The organism is Salmonella sp. A29-2 (assembly GCF_020150755.1).
Classification (GTDB): Bacteria; Pseudomonadota; Gammaproteobacteria; order Enterobacterales; family Enterobacteriaceae; genus Salmonella; species Salmonella enterica.
Genome location: NZ_CP083731.1, coordinates 71,675 through 90,657, shown reverse-complemented (window position 1 = coordinate 90,657; position 18,983 = coordinate 71,675). Strand labels below are relative to the sequence as shown.

Annotated in this window: 16 protein-coding genes, 1 tRNA gene and 1 pseudogene; 6 read left to right on the top strand and 12 right to left on the bottom strand. The window is 49.5% G+C overall.

Translation table 11 applies throughout. The features are described 5' to 3' along the window. Positions 1-11: 11 nt before the first annotated feature. Positions 12-1,394 carry a glycoside-pentoside-hexuronide family transporter gene (locus tag K8W53_RS00440; protein WP_023225118.1) on the bottom strand — a complete coding sequence of 461 codons (1,383 nt, stop codon included), beginning with the start codon at positions 1,392-1,394 and terminating at the stop codon, positions 12-14. A gap of 287 nt (positions 1,395-1,681) precedes the next feature. Here K8W53_RS00440 and K8W53_RS00435 point away from each other — a divergent pair. Continuing rightward, positions 1,682-1,776: transfer RNA gene (locus K8W53_RS00435), tRNA-Sec, on the top strand. Between the two features lie 35 nt (positions 1,777-1,811). On the opposite strand, the pseudogene K8W53_RS00430 reads toward K8W53_RS00435, so the two are convergent. Beyond that, positions 1,812-2,151: pseudogene (locus K8W53_RS00430) on the bottom strand (transposase); the annotation flags it as partial. Between the two features lie 409 nt (positions 2,152-2,560). Here K8W53_RS00430 and K8W53_RS00425 point away from each other — a divergent pair. The 3 genes from K8W53_RS00425 to misL all read left to right on the top strand — a co-directional run bounded on the left by K8W53_RS00425 (position 2,561) and on the right by misL (position 6,972). Beyond that, positions 2,561-2,719 (top strand): transposase, encoded by a 159-nt coding sequence (locus tag K8W53_RS00425; protein WP_023225120.1) that lies wholly within the window; start codon positions 2,561-2,563, stop codon positions 2,717-2,719. Between the two features lie 708 nt (positions 2,720-3,427). Beyond that, on the top strand, positions 3,428-4,045 hold the full coding sequence (locus K8W53_RS00420; RefSeq protein ID WP_000984806.1) for a helix-turn-helix transcriptional regulator: 618 nt from the start codon (positions 3,428-3,430) through the stop codon (positions 4,043-4,045). A 74-nt stretch (positions 4,046-4,119) separates the two neighbouring features. Continuing rightward, positions 4,120-6,972: an intestinal colonization autotransporter adhesin MisL gene (gene misL, locus K8W53_RS00415; RefSeq protein ID WP_024148016.1), complete on the top strand. Its 2,853-nt coding sequence runs from the start codon at positions 4,120-4,122 to the stop codon at positions 6,970-6,972. A gap of 94 nt (positions 6,973-7,066) precedes the next feature. On the opposite strand, the gene K8W53_RS00410 is transcribed toward misL, so the two are convergent. Together K8W53_RS00410 and K8W53_RS00405 are read right to left on the bottom strand one after the other, a co-directional pair. Continuing rightward, the gene (locus K8W53_RS00410; RefSeq protein WP_001521985.1) at positions 7,067-7,531 is read right to left on the bottom strand and encodes a hypothetical protein; all 465 of its coding nucleotides are present in this window, start codon (positions 7,529-7,531) and stop codon (positions 7,067-7,069) included. 10 nt (positions 7,532-7,541) lie between these two features. Further along, positions 7,542-8,399, bottom strand: coding sequence for a winged helix-turn-helix domain-containing protein (locus K8W53_RS00405; RefSeq protein ID WP_001278062.1), 858 nt, complete (start codon positions 8,397-8,399; stop codon positions 7,542-7,544). Positions 8,400-9,182: 783 nt separating this feature from the next. Between K8W53_RS00405 and K8W53_RS00395 the strand changes: the two genes are divergently transcribed. Next, entirely contained in the window at positions 9,183-9,863 is a 681-nt protein-coding gene (locus tag K8W53_RS00395) for an isochorismatase family protein (protein ID WP_000106461.1), read from the top strand. A 228-nt stretch (positions 9,864-10,091) separates the two neighbouring features. Here K8W53_RS00395 and cigR read toward each other — a convergent pair whose 3' ends face one another. The 5 genes from cigR to K8W53_RS00375 form a co-directional block, all read right to left on the bottom strand. Further along, the gene (gene cigR / locus K8W53_RS00390; protein WP_021000918.1) at positions 10,092-10,571 is read right to left on the bottom strand and encodes an anti-virulence regulatory inner membrane protein CigR; all 480 of its coding nucleotides are present in this window, start codon (positions 10,569-10,571) and stop codon (positions 10,092-10,094) included. Positions 10,572-10,672: 101 nt separating this feature from the next. Further along, positions 10,673-10,759 (bottom strand): magnesium transporter protection protein MgtU, encoded by an 87-nt coding sequence (gene mgtU / locus K8W53_RS23825; protein ID WP_252515021.1) that lies wholly within the window; start codon positions 10,757-10,759, stop codon positions 10,673-10,675. 12 nt (positions 10,760-10,771) lie between these two features. Next, a complete protein-coding gene (gene mgtR, locus K8W53_RS00385; protein WP_001082117.1) occupies positions 10,772-10,864 on the bottom strand; it encodes a protein MgtR in 93 nt (30 codons plus the stop codon). A 21-nt stretch (positions 10,865-10,885) separates the two neighbouring features. Next, entirely contained in the window at positions 10,886-13,612 is a 2,727-nt protein-coding gene (mgtA, locus tag K8W53_RS00380; RefSeq protein ID WP_023202920.1) for a magnesium-translocating P-type ATPase, read from the bottom strand. Positions 13,613-13,831: 219 nt separating this feature from the next. Beyond that, the gene (locus K8W53_RS00375; RefSeq protein ID WP_000392699.1) at positions 13,832-14,527 is read right to left on the bottom strand and encodes an MgtC family protein; all 696 of its coding nucleotides are present in this window, start codon (positions 14,525-14,527) and stop codon (positions 13,832-13,834) included. A gap of 505 nt (positions 14,528-15,032) precedes the next feature. Here K8W53_RS00375 and K8W53_RS00370 point away from each other — a divergent pair. Further along, a complete protein-coding gene (locus K8W53_RS00370) occupies positions 15,033-15,935 on the top strand; it encodes an EamA family transporter (RefSeq protein ID WP_000535970.1) in 903 nt (300 codons plus the stop codon). A 42-nt stretch (positions 15,936-15,977) separates the two neighbouring features. On the opposite strand, the gene K8W53_RS00365 is transcribed toward K8W53_RS00370, so the two are convergent. From K8W53_RS00365 to dgaE, 3 genes are all read right to left on the bottom strand, one after another. Further along, complete coding sequence (locus K8W53_RS00365) at positions 15,978-16,907, bottom strand: Rpn family recombination-promoting nuclease/putative transposase (RefSeq protein WP_000749536.1); 930 nt, start codon at positions 16,905-16,907, stop codon at positions 15,978-15,980. A 235-nt stretch (positions 16,908-17,142) separates the two neighbouring features. Next, positions 17,143-17,886, bottom strand: coding sequence for a 2-dehydro-3-deoxy-phosphogluconate aldolase (dagF, locus tag K8W53_RS00360; RefSeq protein WP_023225122.1), 744 nt, complete (start codon positions 17,884-17,886; stop codon positions 17,143-17,145). Then, entirely contained in the window at positions 17,873-18,982 is a 1,110-nt protein-coding gene (dgaE, locus tag K8W53_RS00355; protein ID WP_023225123.1) for a D-glucosaminate-6-phosphate ammonia lyase, read from the bottom strand. The genes dagF and dgaE overlap by 14 nt, the downstream gene beginning before the upstream one ends. Position 18,983 lies beyond the last annotated feature (1 nt).

Genomic DNA, 18,983 nt, shown 5'->3' with positions numbered 1-18,983 from the left:
AGTCTGTTCCTTTAGTTTTGCAATTCTTTATGGGTAAATTCTTGTTCGTTGCGGTGTGCGCCCTGCGCCAGTTGTTCCAGAATGGTTTTCAGGAACGGGCTTTTCAGGGTGTAGTAGCGTTTAGCGATCGCGGCGCTCAGCAGATAACAGATGGCCGGGACGATAGTGAACAGAGCGATGATGATGCTGATCGTGGCGCTGTTTTGCGATTTCGCCGCCGCGTCGTAACCGCCGCCTGCCAGCATCCAGCCAATCAGCGCCCCGCCGAGGGCAAGACCCAGTTTCAGCACGAACAACGTGCCGGCAAAACTGATCCCCGTCAGGCGTTTGCCGTTACACCATTCGCCGTAGTCGACGGTATCAGACATCATCACCCACTGGATAGGCGTGACTAACTGGTGCAATACGCCAATCACAAAGATAAAGACGAACATAGCGATCGTGGCGTGCATCGGTACGAAGAACATCGCCACGCTGATTACTGCGAGTAAGGCGTTGGTCCACCAGAAAACGCTCACTTTGCATTTCCAGTCGGTCAACGGTTTTGCCAGCGCCGAGCCAATCAGGTTGCCGACACAATAGGTGGTGAGGAAGGCGACAAACACGCCCGGTTTGCCCAATATCCAGGTGACGTAATACATCATCGCCCCGCCGCGCACGCATACCGCCAGAATATTCAGGATGGTGAGCAGGCCGACTATGCGCCACTGGTCGTTGTGCCAGATATCACGCAGGTCTTCACGCATGGAGGTATGGGTGGCAGGCGCTTCAACGCGCTCTTTGGTGGTAAAGAAGCAGAACGCCAGCATCAGGAACGCCACCACCGAGAGCGCCGCGATACCCCCCTGGAAGCCCAGCGCCTTATTCTCGCCGCCAATCAGTTTCACCAGAGGCATCATCAGTACGGTAGAAAGCATTCCGCCCGCCGTTGCCAGCACAAAGCGCCAGGATTGCAGGGAGATACGCTGCGTTGGGTCATTGGTTATTACACCCCCCAACGCGCAGTAAGGGATGTTGACCACAGTGTACAGAAGGGTGAGCAACGTGTAGGTGATGACGGCATAAATCATTTTGCCGTTCAGACTGAGATCCGGCGTGCTATAAGCCAGCACACAAACGATACCAAACGGCAACGCGCCAAACAGCACCCAGGGTCGGAATTTGCCCCAGCGAGAGCGGGTACGGTCGGCCAGCAGGCCCATGCAAGGGTCGGAGATGGCATCAAGCGCACGCGCCAGTAAAAACATGGTGCCAACAAAACCAGCGGGAATGCCGAAAATATCGGTATAGAAGAACATCATATATAACATGACGTTATCAAAGATGATGTGGCTCGCGGCATCGCCCATACCATAGCCAATCTTCTCCTTAACGGAGAGAATCTCACTTTTCATTACGCATCCTTAACACTTACAACGCTCACTGATACCGGTTACAGTTTTTGTAAACTTTCCCTGCGAGCGTGAATATTCCGTTATTTGGTTATCAAATTACGATTCTTGTTTTCTGTGATCAGGGTAGCGCCAAAAAGTGTGATGAAATGTAACTAATGGATTTTATGGGGGGTTATATGAAACCGATCATGGCAGAAGGAAAGGGAAGTTAAAAAAGCACGGGAGGGGATGTGGAAACGCCAGGAAGTAGCTATAATGCGCGCGCCTCCATGTAGCAATCGAGGCGCGGAAGATCGTCGTCTCCGGTGAGGCGGCTGGACTTCAAATCCAGTTGGGGCCGCCAGCGGTCCCGGGCAGGTTCGACTCCTGTGATCTTCCGCCAATTAGCCTCTTCTGACCTCAATAAAATGAATCGCCACGCGCCCGTGGACTTCGGTATCCGACCTGAGCCTTTATCTCCACACGCTGCATCAACCACCAGACTTTGTTTACACCGCATTGTTCCCGATATCCAGCAGATCGAGACAGATCTTGCGATAACCATAAACACAGCCCGATTCCAGCCAGAACTGCCTGTATGCCCCGTCAGATTCAGGTCAACATGATGCCGTCGTGAATGTGGCGGCTTTATCCAGGCGTAAAGACTATGGGTAGTAATATCAAGACGTGTTGCGACGCTGGAAACAGAATGGCCGCGCTCAATAATCTGTTTTACCGCTTTAATTTTAAACGCTTCGGGATAACATTTACCGCTCATGGGCTCTTCTCTTTAAGTCATCTTAAATGACTCAGCGGTGTCTGTTAAACCTGTGGCGATTCATTCCTCCGTTTTATCCAGACGAAATTATCCTGATAATGTGCTGTAGCGGCTGAATGACTTAATATCACATCAACCTAAACACTGAATAGTTTCTCAGTTACCTGATTTTTCATTGTTATCTATTAGATACTGCAAGCATTTTATCTTTATACCCTTTCTCTCCCATACGTCCTGTTTATTCTTAACCCCTCCCATTATTATATTTCAGTAGTAATATATCCGTATACATTCTTATACCAGGTACTCATATTACTGGCAGTTAGTTTAATTTTTTGTACGTATCCCACATAATCGTGCTATTCACATTTAGAGATCACGTCATCGATCTGCTGACGAAGGAATCTCTATGCATAAAGCCCGTCTCACTGAGCATCAGAACATCACCATAATTAAGTTGGTCGAAGCTGGACGAGCGGTTAAAAATATCTGCCAGGAGGCGGATATTTCTGAAGTGACTGACTATATCTATGGACATTGGGTTTCACCACATCCTGTTTCTCACTAATGTGCTCCGGGAAAGAGTTTTCATCAGATGATCGATTGAAAAGAGAAGCCAGAAGCTGAAGTTGCTTCGACCAATAAGTCTGTCACTTGCTCAGACTGTCACGATCAGAATTAAGTCAGATCAACTTATTGGCAAGGTATGACTCCCGGCGTTAAGTTACAAAATTTTCTCATGGCATTAGCATTACACCCTCTTAAAGTTTACATGCGTCTCTATAAAATAGTCTTAAATTTGTATATAAGAAGTTGATGAGAGCACAAATATCACCATTAAGTCATTGAATAACAATGCAATAAAAGAAAAAATCTTAAATTAGCTTTTAATAATAAGAATTCATTACAGGTTTACAGGAATTACTTTTATATTTCATCACATCACCCCGATAGTGACAAAGGCAGCAGACAGATGGTATTGAGAACCGTTATTTATCACTCTCATGATTTAGCAAATAGTGCTGTTTTAAGATTTTTTATGATACTGGAGATACTGTATAAAAATCTCAATGGGTGAAATACAAATCCGAAATGATGTATTACGACTGTCGGATCTGTCATGGTTCCTTAAAGCTGTATTTTAGGTCTTTCCAGGAGTTTATGACACTGACAATAATTCGCGACTTTTGACAACCGTAGCACGGTATATTATCTGGATTGACACATTTATTTACCAATGAAATATTAATAGAAACATCGACGGGAGTCGTTCAGGATGATGAGAAAGCCTTCACAAATTGTCCATTGCATTAGTTGCGATTTATCCTGTCAATTATTTCCTGACAGCGCAGTACGGGTGCAATACTGCCATAATGCGGCATTTTCCATCTGGCCAGATGGTAATGCTTTCCTGAAAAAAGGGTTTATTGAAAAGTTATTGCTTGATAGACACAACCATTTATCCAGCGGTTTTATCTTTGTTGATTTTTCTTTCCCGAATCTTCGACGATTTACCGATTTGCAATGGGCTGACAGTCTGGCAGACAGTGGCATGCATATTGTCCTGATTTCTGACAGAAGTTTAACTCCGCTGGCCAATTACTGGATTTTGAAAAGCAATAAAATACAAGGAATTATTTATTCCGATGACGATGATATTGTGCAACAGCAAAAGATGCACCGCTTGTTTACCGGTCGGCTCGCCAACAGTAAACGTGGACGAACGCTTAACTATACGGAATTTATATTACTGAAGCGCTTTGTATCAGGAATAAGTATTCAGCAGATTGTAAATATTGACAATATTGATATTAAGAAACTTTATGTGCATAAGCTGCGGCTTGAAAATAAGCTAGGGCATAGCATTCATAAAATAATATCAAATATTTTATAGATCCGTTTCCATTTTTATTATTTCCATATTATTGCGATGTGGAAGACGCTTTACGCCATAATGCAGGAGGCAGAATGCCAACTCCCCAAAATTACTCATTCATCGCCATAGCGGTATCAGCAGCGTTAGCCTCTATGGTATTTCCCTCCCAGGCGGCCTGGGTTGACGTTGATAGTCTGCCATCCAGTGGGCTAGTCAGCCAGTTGCCGCCGGAATTACAGGCCATTATTCCCGCTCAGGCCAGTACCGGTTTCACCAAAGTCGGTACCATGCCCAACTACGTTTATCAGTGGAACACCGGTACCATCCCGGTTTATGGCAATGGCCTCACGCTTAATGGGCCGGGCGCGGAGGCGTTTGAACACACTGTCACGGTTATTCAGAACAGCGGGACGGGAAGTCCGGGCGTGATTTTTGGCAACGACCTGACCATTCGGACGCAGTCGGCGAATGCCGCGAATAATGGTAGAGACGTCGATGGCATCCGTACTCACGGCGCAAATACTCCGGATAACCCGGTATTTATTATTACCGGTGACCGTACCAACATCTACGTGGATGGTCAGGATGGTGACGGTATTAACGCCGGATATAACTCACTGGGCCAGGGTTGGACCGGATCGGCCAATATTTACGTCGGCGACGATCTGTATATCAAAACAACAGGTAGCCAGGGACGTGGAATTACAGCTAACGCCATGCGGGATGCGTCACGTGCCAAAAATACGATTGTCGTCGGCAATCGTGCACATATTGTTACTACCGGAGACAGTTCGGAGGGGCTGCGTACCGGACAAAGTGGTTCGTTGATTCGTCTGGGTGACGATGCAACCATCGAAACCTCCGGCGCATCCTCAACGGGGATTTACGCAGCATCCTCCTCCAGAACCGAGCTTGGCAACAACGCTACTATTACGGTGAACGGTGCCAGCGCACACGCGGTATATGCAACTAACGCTACCGTTAATTTGGGAGAGAATGCCACTATTAGCGTTAACAGCGCCAGTAAGGCTGCATCCTATAGTAAGGCTCCTGCCGGTTTATATGCCCTCTCCCGAGGCGCCATTAATCTGGCAGGCGGTGCGGCTATTACTATGGCGGGCGATAACAGTAGCGAAAGTTACGCCATCAGCACGGAAACTGGCGGCATTGTTGACGGTTCTTCAGGAGGTCGTTTCGTCATCGACGGTGATCTTCGTGCTGCTGGCGCCACCGCTGCCAGCGGTACGCTACCGCAGCAGAACAGTACAATTAAGCTCAATATGACGGACAACTCGCGATGGGACGGGGCGTCATACATCACCAGCGCTACGGCGGGCACAGGCGTTATCTCTGTACAAATGAGCGATGCGACCTGGAATATGACCAGCAGCTCAACGCTCACTGACCTGACGCTGAATAGTGGCGCAACCATTAACTTCAGCCATGAAGATGGCGAGCCATGGCAAACGCTCACCATCAATGAAGATTATGTAGGCAACGGCGGTAAGCTGGTCTTTAATACTGTGCTCAACGATGATGATTCCGAAACGGACAGGCTGCAGGTTCTCGGCAATACTTCAGGCAACACATTTGTTGCAGTAAATAATATTGGAGGAGCCGGGGCGCAAACCATTGAAGGTATTGAAATTGTTAACGTTGCTGGCAATTCCAACGGTACTTTCGAAAAAGCAAGCCGTATTGTTGCCGGAGCCTATGACTACAACGTGGTGCAGAAAGGTAAAAACTGGTATCTGACCAGCTACATTGAGCCGGACGAACCGATTATTCCCGATCCGGTGGACCCTGTTATTCCCGATCCGGTAGACCCTGATCCAGTAGACCCGGTTATCCCTGACCCTGTGATTCCCGATCCGGTGGACCCTGATCCAGTAGACCCTGAGCCAGTAGACCCGGTCATCCCTGATCCGGTCATTCCTGACATAGGGCAATCTGACACACCGCCGATAACAGAACATCAGTTCCGTCCGGAAGTGGGCAGCTATCTTGCCAACAACTATGCGGCAAATACGCTGTTCATGACGCGTCTCCATGACCGTCTGGGTGAAACCCAGTACACCGACATGCTGACGGGTGAGAAGAAGGTCACTAGCCTGTGGATGCGTAACGTCGGCGCCCATACTCGCTTCAACGATGGCAGCGGGCAGCTAAAAACCCGCATCAACAGCTATGTGTTACAAGTGGGAGGCGATCTGGCACAGTGGAGCACTGACGGTCTTGACCGTTGGCATATTGGTGCAATGGCAGGTTATGCCAACAGCCAGAACCGCACGCAGTCTTCCGTGAGTGACTATCATTCCCGTGGTCAAGTCACCGGTTACAGCGTCGGCCTTTACGGCACCTGGTATGCTAACAATATCGATCGGTCTGGGGCTTATGTGGATACCTGGATGCTGTACAACTGGTTTGATAACAAGGTCATGGGTCAGGATCAGGCCGCTGAGAAATATAAATCCAAAGGGATTACCGCCTCGGTTGAAGCCGGTTACAGCTTCAGGTTAGGTGAAAGCGCGCATCAAAGCTACTGGTTGCAGCCCAAAGCGCAGGTGGTATGGATGGGCGTGCAGGCTAACGACCATCGCGAAGCCAATGGTACTCTCGTGAAGGATGATACCGCCAGTAATCTGCTAACCCGCATGGGCGTAAAAGCCTATATTAACGGCCACAACGCTATTGATGACGATAAATCTCGAGAGTTCCAGCCGTTCGTGGAGGCGAACTGGATCCATAATACGCAGCCTGCCAGCGTGAAGATGGACGATGTCAGCAGCGATATGCGTGGTACGAAAAATATTGGTGAACTGAAAGTGGGTATTGAAGGGCAAATTACCCCGCGCCTGAACGTATGGGGTAACGTGGCGCAGCAGGTAGGTGACCAGGGCTATAGTAATACCCAAGGCCTACTGGGGGTTAAATACAGTTTTTGATTCAGGTAACAACAGAGCCGCTGATCTTCAGCGGCTTTTACCCGGAAGCGCTTTCATTTGGCTGATATATTTCATGAACGGCTTCCAAAACCGCTTAATGTGTACAGAAAAATATCGGGCGTTTCCCGATGGTGAACATAAAGCCACGATGGCCCTGAGTCAGGATGGTGTAACTGATACTTTTCCCTGGATAGACATAAAAATCGGGTAAAACCGTCTCGATAACCGCATCGGACAGTGTTTCGTCACGCGTGACTTTGTTGATATCCGTCGATATAAAATGGGTGCTGTCTTTATTTTCACTCCATACATAGGAAACATCACGGCGGATCACGCCGCTCATTTTATTATCGACGTAATACGTTCCGCTGATGGAAACCACCCCAGTGCGTTTTTTCAGCGAATACATAAAATCCAGCGTCAGGTTAGCCTGAGTGTTGTTATAAAACACAATCACAGGCGCCGTACATTTCTCTGGATCCCGGTTCTTTTCCGTATACAAATGAAAAAGATGCCCAAGCCCTACTCCCAGAAACAGTAGAGTCAGGCAGGCTAACATCAGTGCCTTTTTACCCATGTGTCACCCCGCGGAAAAAAAGCGTCACGCAGCCTGTATCACCGCGCGTTTTATAAGGTTGCTGACAAATCAATGCCGTAACCGCTGGGGTGCGGCTGCTGGAAGGGAAATAGACCCATGGGTATTTCTGACAATCCATACCGGTTTTTAGAATCATTGACTTATAGCTTGCAAAGCGGCTACCGCTTTCGATATCTTCATTCCGCGAGAAAAAATGACAGCCCTGAGTTGTTTCAACCAGCGTGTAGCGATCGTAAAAATCCTTATCGGGAACGGTTTGCCAGCTTATAGTGCCAAGCAAAATACCAACAGCAAATGTCCCGGTCATCCAAAGTACAGGTACATAATGTTTAAACCAACGCCCTGACATACGCGGTGGCGTCTCACCCTTTTTTTCTATTGCCTGAGCGAAGTCTTTGCGGATGGTCATGAGGCTCACACCTGGCTCAATCTGAAAGCCTCTACGTGGAACCGTGATTATCAGCGTATCTTCATTTTCGCCAACGGTACGTAATCCGCGGCGAATAATGGAGATATTCTGATAAAGCGTATTTGCCGACACCACCATGCCGTCTTCTTCCCACACTTTTTGAAAGAATGTTTGTTGTGAGACGACGGAGGGGGCGTTTTCCAGCAGAAGGCGCAAGCAGCGGCTGGCGGGCGTTGTCAGAATAATGTTGAGATCTGGCCTCGATAATGACGCCAGGCGATTCATTTCTGGATTAAATTCAATATTATCGTTAATTATCCATAACATCGCATTGTTACCATGCCAAAACATAACGTAGTTGGAGAGGGTTAATAGACACCACTGAGTATAGTCTGATGCTGTGGCTGCGTAGCAGGACATGGATTGTCCCCTGCACATACCGATCATATAGAAGAGCGAGAGGCATAAGACATTAACAGGTAAGCGTAGACACCGCTTTTCTCATTATAGCAGACTCAGGGGTGAAAGTACGTTTGGTTTTCTTGTTCGTTAAGTCTCCTGTTTTGTATTGAGGTGAGAATATCACCTTTAATCAAGTGGCCAAATTTACTGTGCCACTACGCTTTAATATCTCATATATAAATCATGAGAAAAAATATCCTGATAATCTACCCCACATGAAAGACAAGGTTTTATTCAATGTGTTCCTATAATGGCTTGTAATATCCCAAAAAGCAGCACTCGTTATATAGGGATAGTTTCCAATTTATTAAGAGTTACAGTAGCCATACTTAATAAAAGCACGCTTCCCACTTAATATTTAAGCTGTGCTTTATGTTATTTAAATATAAATAAGTTAATCCTTAACCAACATATTTCAAATTTATACCAAATAATTTTAAAACTATCTATCAGAAACAATTTGTAGGGGCATAGTTTGTTTTTTCAATCAATAATCCTCTCTGACATGTAAAATAGAAACATTTATTCATAATATGAATATTGTTGTGATAACAAATTCGCGTGAAATTAAATCGACTGAAGGTGATGCCGATGAATATTCCTTCAGAAAGAACTCAACAGGGTAATCCAGAATCGGCAACGGATTACTGTCATCAGCTTAAAAACGGAAATCGCCCCGGCGATTAATGACTTTAACACTGATAGTGACTATCAGTGAAAGGCAACAACAAGGAATGAATTATGTCTACACCCGCGAATTTTAACGGTCAACGCCCTGCCATTGATGCTAACGACGCAGTAATGCTGCTGATTGATCACCAAAGTGGCCTGTTTCAGACCGTCGGCGACATGCCGATGCCGGAATTACGCGCGCGCGCCGCGGCGCTGGCTAAGATCGCCACCTTATGCAATATGCCGGTCATTACTACCGCATCCGTACCACAGGGACCGAATGGTCCGCTGATTCCGGAAATCCATGCGAATGCGCCCCACGCGCAATATGTCGCGCGTAAAGGGGAAATTAATGCCTGGGATAATGCCGATTTTGTACAAGCGGTAAAAGCGACAGGCCGTAAAACGCTGATCATAGCCGGCACTATTACCAGTGTCTGTATGGCTTTTCCAGCCATCAGCGCCGTCGCGGAAGGGTACAAGGTATTTGCGGTAATTGATGCCTCCGGTACGTACAGTAAAATGGCGCAGGAAATTACGATGGCCCGCGTGGTGCAGGCGGGCGTAGTACCAATGGATACCGCGGCGGTAGCCTCTGAGCTGCAACGTACCTGGAATCGGGAAGATGCCGCAGAATGGGCGGATGTATATACCAAAATATTCCCGGCCTATCAGCTACTGATTGAAAGTTATACCAAAGCGCAGGAAGTAGTAAAAAATAATGAACTACTGGATTCTCAACGCGCATAAATAACGCCCTGAAGAGGCTAAATAGCCCCATTTAATGGGGCTATTTTACTTGCCATTTTGGACCAAGGCAGTGCTCGCCAAAACGCGTTAGCGTTTTGAACGCCGCTTGCGGCGGCCCGAAGGGCGAGCGTAGCGAGTCAAACCTCACGTACTACGTGTACGCTCCGGTTTTTGCGCGCTGTCCGTGTCCAAACTGGCTACGCCAATAACGCCTGGTGGGATAGGCTCTTAATCAAATACGCCATTAATAATCGCCGTGACCACCGCGGTACTGAGCGCGATCAGCACCAGATTATCCCCAACGATTTTCCACTCATAGCCCGGATAATAAGGTAATTGTCCCAGCATAGACGCCGGCACCGTTTTTTTAGCGATTCCCGGCGGCAGCGGTTTTCCTCTCGTCAGATTTTTCGCAATCCCCGGAGGTAAAGACTGATAACCCGTCAGCCCTAAATTCACTGCCAGTTGCCTGGCGACAGCATAGCTAATGTCCGACTCGACGTGATCCGGTTTACCGCCATTTTTACGGTGTTCCGTTTTTTGCCCGGCATTTCCTTTATGTCCGTTACCGTTATTACCCTGATTAGCCGCGTTATTACCATGTCCGCCGCCATTACCATTTCCCGGATTCGCCAGCACAGGCGTAGCGCTCAGGGAAAACGTAATCAACGTCGCCAGGACGGCGGTTAAACCACGACGATTATTCATGATATTGCCCTTCTGATGTGGGATACCATGAAAATAGCGCCCCGCCATAAAAAGAACAACTACATCGATTCTTATTTTAAGCGGGGCTCGCCAACAGCAGCTTATCGTATCCAGATAGTCAGTAAAATCAGGATGATTGCTATCAGGACAACCTGATAAAAAATTTTGTCCAACCCTCTTTTTTGCATGGCGTCACCTCGTTAGAAAACGATTTGCCAGAGGGCTAAACACAACACCAACAGGCTAATCAGTAAAAATATCAGCGCGATGATTTTATCGGGTGAGCGATTCATCTGGGCGATCCTCAAACATCATTAAAACCACTGGCCAAAGCGTTTGATATAAAAGCGCTTCATGCCTTGCGCCACCAGACAGTAGCTCAATAATGTCGCCACCAACCATGGGAAGTAGCTCAGTGGCAGCGGCTCCAGTCCAACCATCGCGCCCAGAGGTGAGAATGGAATATAAATGCCTATCGCCATAATCAAGCCGGTCGTCAATAATACCGGCAACGTCGCCCGACTTTGGATAAACGGTATTTTCTGCGTCCTTAGCATATGCACGACCAGTGTCTGCGAGAGCAGACCCTCAATAAACCAGCCGGACTGAAAGAGCGCCTGCGCCTCTACGTTATTAGCCGCAAAAACGTACCACATCAGCGCAAAGGTTGTGATATCGAAAATAGAAGACGTTGGGCCAATCCATAGCATAAAACGACCAATATTTTTCGCGTCCCATTTCCGCGGCTTACGCAGGAACTCTTTATCCATTTTGTCCCACGGCAACGACAACTGCGAAATATCGTACATCAAATTCTGGATCAACAGATGAATCGCCAGCATCGGCAGAAACGGAATAAACGCGCTGGCTACCAGTACCGAAAAAACATTGCCGAAATTAGAGCTGGCGGTCATATTCAGGTATTTAATGATATTACCAAAGGTTTCCCGCCCTTTGATAACGCCTTCCTCAAGCACCATGAGATCTTTTTCCAGCAGAATAATATCTGATGACTCTTTAGCAATATCGGCGGCGCTATCGACGGAAATTCCCACATCCGCATCACGAAGCGCGGGCGCGTCGTTGATCCCATCTCCAAGAAAACCAACGGTATGACCATTTCTCTGTAGCGCTTGCAAAATACGCGTTTTTTGTAACGGCGTCAGCCGGGCGAATACTGCGCGTTTCTCCACCTCAGATGCCAGTTCGGCATCCGACATCGCCTCAACCTGGGTTCCGGTCAGGATATCGTGCGTATCAATACCCACTTCCAGACAGATACGCGCCGTCACGACCGGATTATCGCCGGTGAGGACTTTGACCGCCACGCCGTTATCCCGCAACGCGGCAATCGCTTTACCGGCGCTCTCTTTCGGCGGATCGAGAAAAGTGAGCATCCCTTCGATGGTAAGTTCGGTCTCATCCTCCACACTTAATGTCGGATTGTTCCCGGAACCATCCAGCTTACGTGTCGCTATCAGCAATACACGGAATCCCTGCGCATTGTAATCTTCGGTTTTCGCCAGCAGCAGCTCGCGGCGTGTTTCCGTCAGCGCCACTACACGATCGCCTTCGCGAAGATGGGTGGCTACCATCATCATCTCTTCAACAGCGCCTTTGCAGATCAGGCATCTGTCTCCATGCTGCGTATCCTCCACCAGGACCGATACCCGGCGACGTACAAAGTCGAATGGCAGTTCATCGCGTTTAATGAAGCGCGCTTTTGTCGATGGCGCGATGCGGCCCTCGCCAAAACGCAGTATGGCGCGATCCATCACATTCCGTGCGCCGCTCTGGCTGCTACTATTCAGCCAGGCCAGCATCAATACCCGGCTGCTTTTTACACCGCTCACATCCAGATGATGCTCCAGAAAAATATTGTCCTGGGTTAAGGTGCCGGTTTTATCTGTACACAACACATCCATCGCGCCGAAGTTTTGAATAGCGTTCAGGCGCTTGACGATCACTTTGCGCCGCGACATCGCAATCGCGCCTTTTGCCAGGTTGGAACTGACAATCATGGGCAACATTTCCGGCGTCAACCCCACCGCAACCGCCAGCGCGAACAGCGAAGCCTCTACCCAGTCTCCCTTACTGAACCCATTGATCAGCAGGACAACCGGTACCATGATCAGCATAAAGCGTATCAACAGCCAGCTCACGCTGTTGACTCCGCGATCGAAAGCCGTCTGGGTACGCGTACCCACAATGGATTTCGCCAGCGAGCCGAACCAGGTACGGCTTCCCGTCGCGACCACGACCGCTTGCGCTCTGCCGCTGGTTACATTGGTTCCCATCAGACAGATATTGCCCAAATCTAACAGGCTTTTATCTTTGTCAGGCAATTGCTCGCTGTCTTTACCTGCCACATCAGCCATAACATCGTATTTTTCTACGGGTAATGATTCACCACTAAGAATTGACTGGCTGATAAAGAGATCGCGCGACGCCAGCAGTCGGACGTCGGCGGGCACCAGATCGCCTGCGGCCAGAAAAACCACATCGCCCGGCACCAGTTCTTCAATGGGAATCTCTTCCTGCACCGCGCCTATATTGCCCGGCCCACGACGCAACACCGTGGCGGTGGTGCGAACCATCTTTTTCAGCGCCTGTGCTGCTCTGTTAGTGCGAAACTCCTGCCAGAAACGCAATAACCCGCTCAAACTGACCATCGTCAGAATAATCAGCACGCCGGTGAGATCGGTCTCTTCGCCACGGCGTAACGGGAGCCAGTAATCCGTGATGAAACTGACCCCTGCCAGTGCCATCAGAACGTAAATAAACGGGTTATTGAATGCCTGCAGAAGCTGAACCAGCACCGGAGGAACTTGCTCATGCGCCACTTCATTGCGCCCATACACTTTCAACCGTTCGCTGGCCTCTTCTATCGTGAGGCCCTGACGATGGCTGTTCAGCCGCGCCAGTGTCTCCTCCGGGCTATGAAAAGCTTCCGCTTCGATCGGAAATACTTTTTTATGCTGCTTATCATTTTCTGACGCCGGGCGATTGAGTTTCCGGTTTTCAATGTTCATGTCAGTCATGATGAATCCCCAAAATTAAGGTGTAGTGTTTCCTGCATATCACGCCCAGGGAATAGTAAACTCACGATTTGAAGGTGAATGCCCCGGGAGAATTATCTATGCATAAAAAAGGTTATTGCTTACTCACTATTTTGAGTGGGTTTTATTTTATCGACTCGGGAATATCCATCATTCCCTCCTTATACGCCTGGCGTAATGTTGAAATTGAATAAAAAACTATTATTGACTATCAATGCTCCAGTGAATTGCGGTGATATTATCGTTATCACCTATTCTGGATATAATCAGTTCTCGCGTTTTACGATAATCAGCATGACCCACAAGCTCGGCACGAATTTCTTTATAGCCCTGTTCCTGAGCGGGGACCGAACCTAACCCTTGTAAACAGATCGCGGCCTCTTTTACGATATTCAGTAACCACTGACGAACCGCGCTCTCATCTTCTTTATTACAGGTTACTTTCAGGATATAACGTTTTTCTCCCTCGGCGGATACCGGGAGTTGATTTATACGCTGCGCCGCTTCACGCAATAAAATATTGGCACAAAGAATAATGATCGTCGCCGCCAGCGCATTTTTGAACTGCCCTAAGCCGCATAACACGCCGATGCCCGCCGAACACCATAGCGTTGCCGCAGTGTTCAGTCCGCGCACATTCATCCCTTCGCGCATAATGACGCCCGCCCCCAGAAAGCCAATACCAGAGACAATCTGCGCCGCAATTCTCCCGGGGCTGTCTGGCGATGTCGTCATGGAGCTCAGAATAAAAACGGCGGCGCCTGTCGCCACCAGCGCATTAGTGCGTAATCCCGCCATACGTTGACGCCATTGTCTTTCCGCGCCAATCAGCGCGCCCAACAGCATAGCGGCCAGTAAATTTAAAATATAAGGAAACATTAACATACGTTCCTCCATTTTTTCTGGAAGAATAAGTACGTGCTATATTTAGCACACGACAAATTTCTGCCCTGAGGCAATTAGCGTCGTGTTAACGGCGGAGGAAATAAAGCGTGTTTAAACATGAACATGACGATTACCTCGCGACAATGCGCGTGTTGTAACATTATTGGGATGACAATCGTCACAAGGGGAGATTGCTGCCCACCGGTTCGGCAAGCAGCGCAGGAATAGCGTGCGTTAACTTGCCAGATGATTTACGTAAAAGTGACTGTCCAACATATTACTCCTGCATGAATTTGCGCTTATTATAGTCAGTCAATATGTTCTGTAAAGTGCAAAGGCGGGGATAGTGACGATTTGTTTAAGTTTGTTTGATATTTCCTATGACAAAAAAATGACAATATTATGTCAATAACAGGCTCGTCTGAAATCATTAAACAATAAATTCCTGCTTAATGCCGGCGATAGCTCTGTTATGATGCCTGCACGTAAAAAAATAAAACAACATGACGAGGAAAAAATGGGTTCCACCAGAAAAGGGATGCTAAACGTCCTGATTGCCGCCGTATTGTGGGGGAGTTCAGGTGTTTGCGCGCAGTACATCATGGAGCAAAGCCGTATGTCGTCACAGTTCCTGACGATGATACGTTTGTTATTCGCCGGGCTGATACTGGTGACCTTCTCCTTTATGCACGGCGATAAGATATTTTCGATTCTTAAAAACCGCAAAGATGCACTGAGTCTGCTGATTTTCTCCGTGGTGGGCGCGCTCACCGTTCAGCTAACCTTCCTGCTTACGATTGAAAAATCCAATGCCGCCACCGCGACAGTGCTGCAATTTTTATCGCCGACCATTATTGTCGCGTGGTTTGCATTAGCGCGAAGAACACGACCAGGCATTCTGGTCTTAACCGCCATTCTTACATCGCTTATCGGCACCTTTTTACTGGTGACTCACGGCAATCCAACATCGCTGTCGATCTCTTCAGGCGCGCTGTTCTGGGGTATCGCCTCCGCATTTGCCGCCGCCTTTTATACGACCTGGCCTTCCAGGCTAATCGCCCAATACGGCACGCTGCCAGTGGTCGGCTGGAGTATGTCCTTTGGCGGCCTTATTCTGCTGCCCTTCTACGCTAAAGAAGGAACGCACTTTGCGGTGAGCGGCAGCCTGATTCTGGCCTTTTTCTACCTGGTGGTGATCGGTACGTCGCTGACGTTCAGCCTGTATTTGAAAGGCGCGCAACTGATTGGTGGCCCCAAAGCCAGCATTTTAAGCTGCGCGGAACCGTTAAGCAGCGCCCTGCTGTCGCTACTGCTGTTGGGGATTAGTTTTACCTTGCCGGACTGGCTGGGCACGCTGCTCATTCTCTCGTCAGTGATTCTGATCTCCCTCGATTCCCGTCGACGCGCGCGGGCCGCTTAACGCCGTTGATAATCACGATGACCGGGCGGAAGAGGGAAAAGTTTAATGGCGCTTTGCCTTAATCTCTTCGTCAGAAAGCCCGGTAATCATCAGCACCATCTCTCGCTCGATCCCCTGTTCCAGCATCGTATGCGCAATACGCAAGGCTTCCTCCTGCTTACCTTGATGTATACCTTGTTGCACGCCTTCACGCTTACCTTTTCTGCGCCCCGATTCACGTATTCTGTCTACGATCGTCATTAATCTCTCCTTGTGTTGGGGAACACGACGCGCCACCTCGCGGATAAACTTGCCAAAACGAGGCGTGCTGCCATGCTGTATTAGCAAATAATTAAACAGCGCTTTTAGCTGACTGTCATTAGCGTTTCCCGTAATCAGAAGTACCGCTAAGCGCTCGACCAATCCCATCAGGTCGCGCTGACGTATATGCTTTTGTACCAGCTCCAGCATCGCGATACGTCGATGCTGCATAATCTCGTTATCCGGCACCACCGTAATGTCTACCAGTGGAAATGCCGTCGCATAAAGCTGACGCGCCAGTGCAGGATCGTCAAACTCATCCAGCCAGCACAGCGAAAAGGGATACGGGCTTTTCGCGCCATGGTAAAACAGCATGGGAATCACCAGCGGTAACGTTTTATGACCAGCATCCAGATGGCGCTGCATCGCGGCAGTCGCGTAACGCATTAACCGGAACGCCATATGCGCGTCCGGCGTACTCTGATGCTCTATAACGACATAGATATAACCGTCGCCTTCACACGTTTTTAGTGACCAAAGGACATCGGAATAAAACGCGCGTAAATTTTTCTCGATAAAACTGTCCGGCGCCAGTTTCAACGTCGTCAGATCGCAACGTATTCTTAGCGAATGGGGAAGATGAATATTGAGAAAATCCCGCGCGGTATCCGGATGGCGTAAAAACGTTTTGAATACCGCATCATGAGGCGTGGACGTGGGGCTTTTTTTCATGGCGATCCGTCACCTGAGGAATAAGATGACGCCACTGTACTCGCCAAAAATACAGACAGCATTCAGGAAAATTTAACCCTGCGAGGAGGCTCGAAAGGGAATCTCTGACGGCTGCAATACGTACATTTTTGCCCGGCCTGCTACGCATTATCGCCCGGTAGCGTAACGCTAACCGGGCCTACAAATACACGTCATCTGTAGGCCCGGTAAACGTAGCGCTCTTCGGCGATAAATCTCACACCAGCGCTTTGACTATCTCCATCAACCGAATGACGTCTTCGGGGCACGTATTGCCGGTTTGCGGATCGATAATCGAGCTGTAAACATGCGGCATGACGCGCGGCACGCCTGCTTCCAGGCAGGTTTGCAGGATAATACCGAAATTATCCAGTGAGATACCGCCGGTCGGCTCGATGAGCGTCATGCCGTGGCGGGCGGCGGTTGTCGCCAGCGCATAGAGTTCCGGTAACGACTTTTCGCCGCCCATCGGGAAAAACTTCGCCGCATGTGCGCCCATATCCTGCATCATGCGTACCGCCGCTTCACAGGAAACGCAGGCTGGCGTTCCCTGGCTGCTGCTGACGCCGGTAGAAATCACCACCTCGCCAGGCGTTCCCGTCGGGCTGACCAGGGCGTTAATATGTGTTTGCTCGCCGCCTGTCGCCGCCAGTGCGCCCGCTGCGAAGCCGCTGCCGGTAAAGGTCTGGTTGACATGGGCCGGGTGAGTATGGGCGGCAATCATCGCCGCTTTGTAGTACTGCGCCGGGTCGCCTGCGCCCAGACCCACTGAGATAGACGGCACCTCCGCCATCCAGCGTTTCACCTCCGGCACGCCCTCTTCTACCGTAGCGAACTGTGCGGAAAGTACGCCAATGACCGCATGGCCTTCGGCGGCTTCATAGATAGCCTTCGCGTTGGCGATATCCTTTGCCAGTACGTTAATCGCTACCCGCTGACGATAAAAATTAATCTGCTGCATGTTCTGCAATCTCCCTGAGTCGCGCCACAATCAATGCCATTTCCCCTTCAGCTACCGTGCGTGGATCGAGGCTAAAAACCCCCTGATGAAGCTGATATTTGCGGGCGTAAATCGCTATCTCGCCGCCGCGCAACTGCGCTTCGACGTCCTGCGCATTCAGCCCCAATTCAGATGCGTTCACCCGCACACGAATACGCCAGATTGCACGCCCGGCCTCATCCTGTTCGATATCGGCATAAAGCCCATGGATGGCGGAAATCGCTTCCGCGATCGGCTGTAACTGTGCTGCGGTCACGGTCGTCTGGCCCTGGTGGTAATTCTCCAGCGCATATACCAGCCCAACCATGTTTTCCTTGCCGATTTTCATTGCCCTGGCAATCCCCTGGTGCTGCGCTTTGCAGGCGGCAATCCACGTTTTCTTACCAGTGATAAACCCGGAGGTTGGCGCATTAAAGGCTTTCGCGCCGCTATAGATAACCATATCCGCGCCGCTCGCCACCCAGCCGCGCAAATCCTCTTCCGCCGCGGCATCGACAATCAACGGCAGGTGGTTGGCCTGCGCCACCTGTACAAAATCGTCAATGCTCAACATGCCTTTCTGTACGCAATGGTGTGATTTCACGTACAACAAGGCGGCAGTGTTCCCGGTAATCGCACTCTCCAGTTGCCAGCGGGCGGAGAGGTTACTTGACCCGACTTCCACCACACGCCCGCCCCCCAGGCGAATCGCGCTGGTGATGGGCGCGCCGTAATCGACGTTATGCCCGCGCAGCATCACCACTTCATTGGCCATCCCGGCGCTGTCCGGCATCAGGGCGACGCGCGTCCGATCGCCGCGGGTGATGGCGGCAGCGACGGCAATGGCAATACCCGCCGAGGCGCACGAGGTGATATAGCTATCTTCAGCACCCGTATAGCGCGATACCAGTTCGCCGGTTTTTTCCACCAGCGCATCAATCTCGACGAAAGCGGAAGCCGCGCGCGCGGTGGCCTGCATGACCTCCGGCGCGACGCTTGAGACGCCCAGAATGGTCATTTTGCCGCAGGCGTTAATGACCTTTTTCAACCCCAGTTGTTGATAGATATTCGGCGTCATG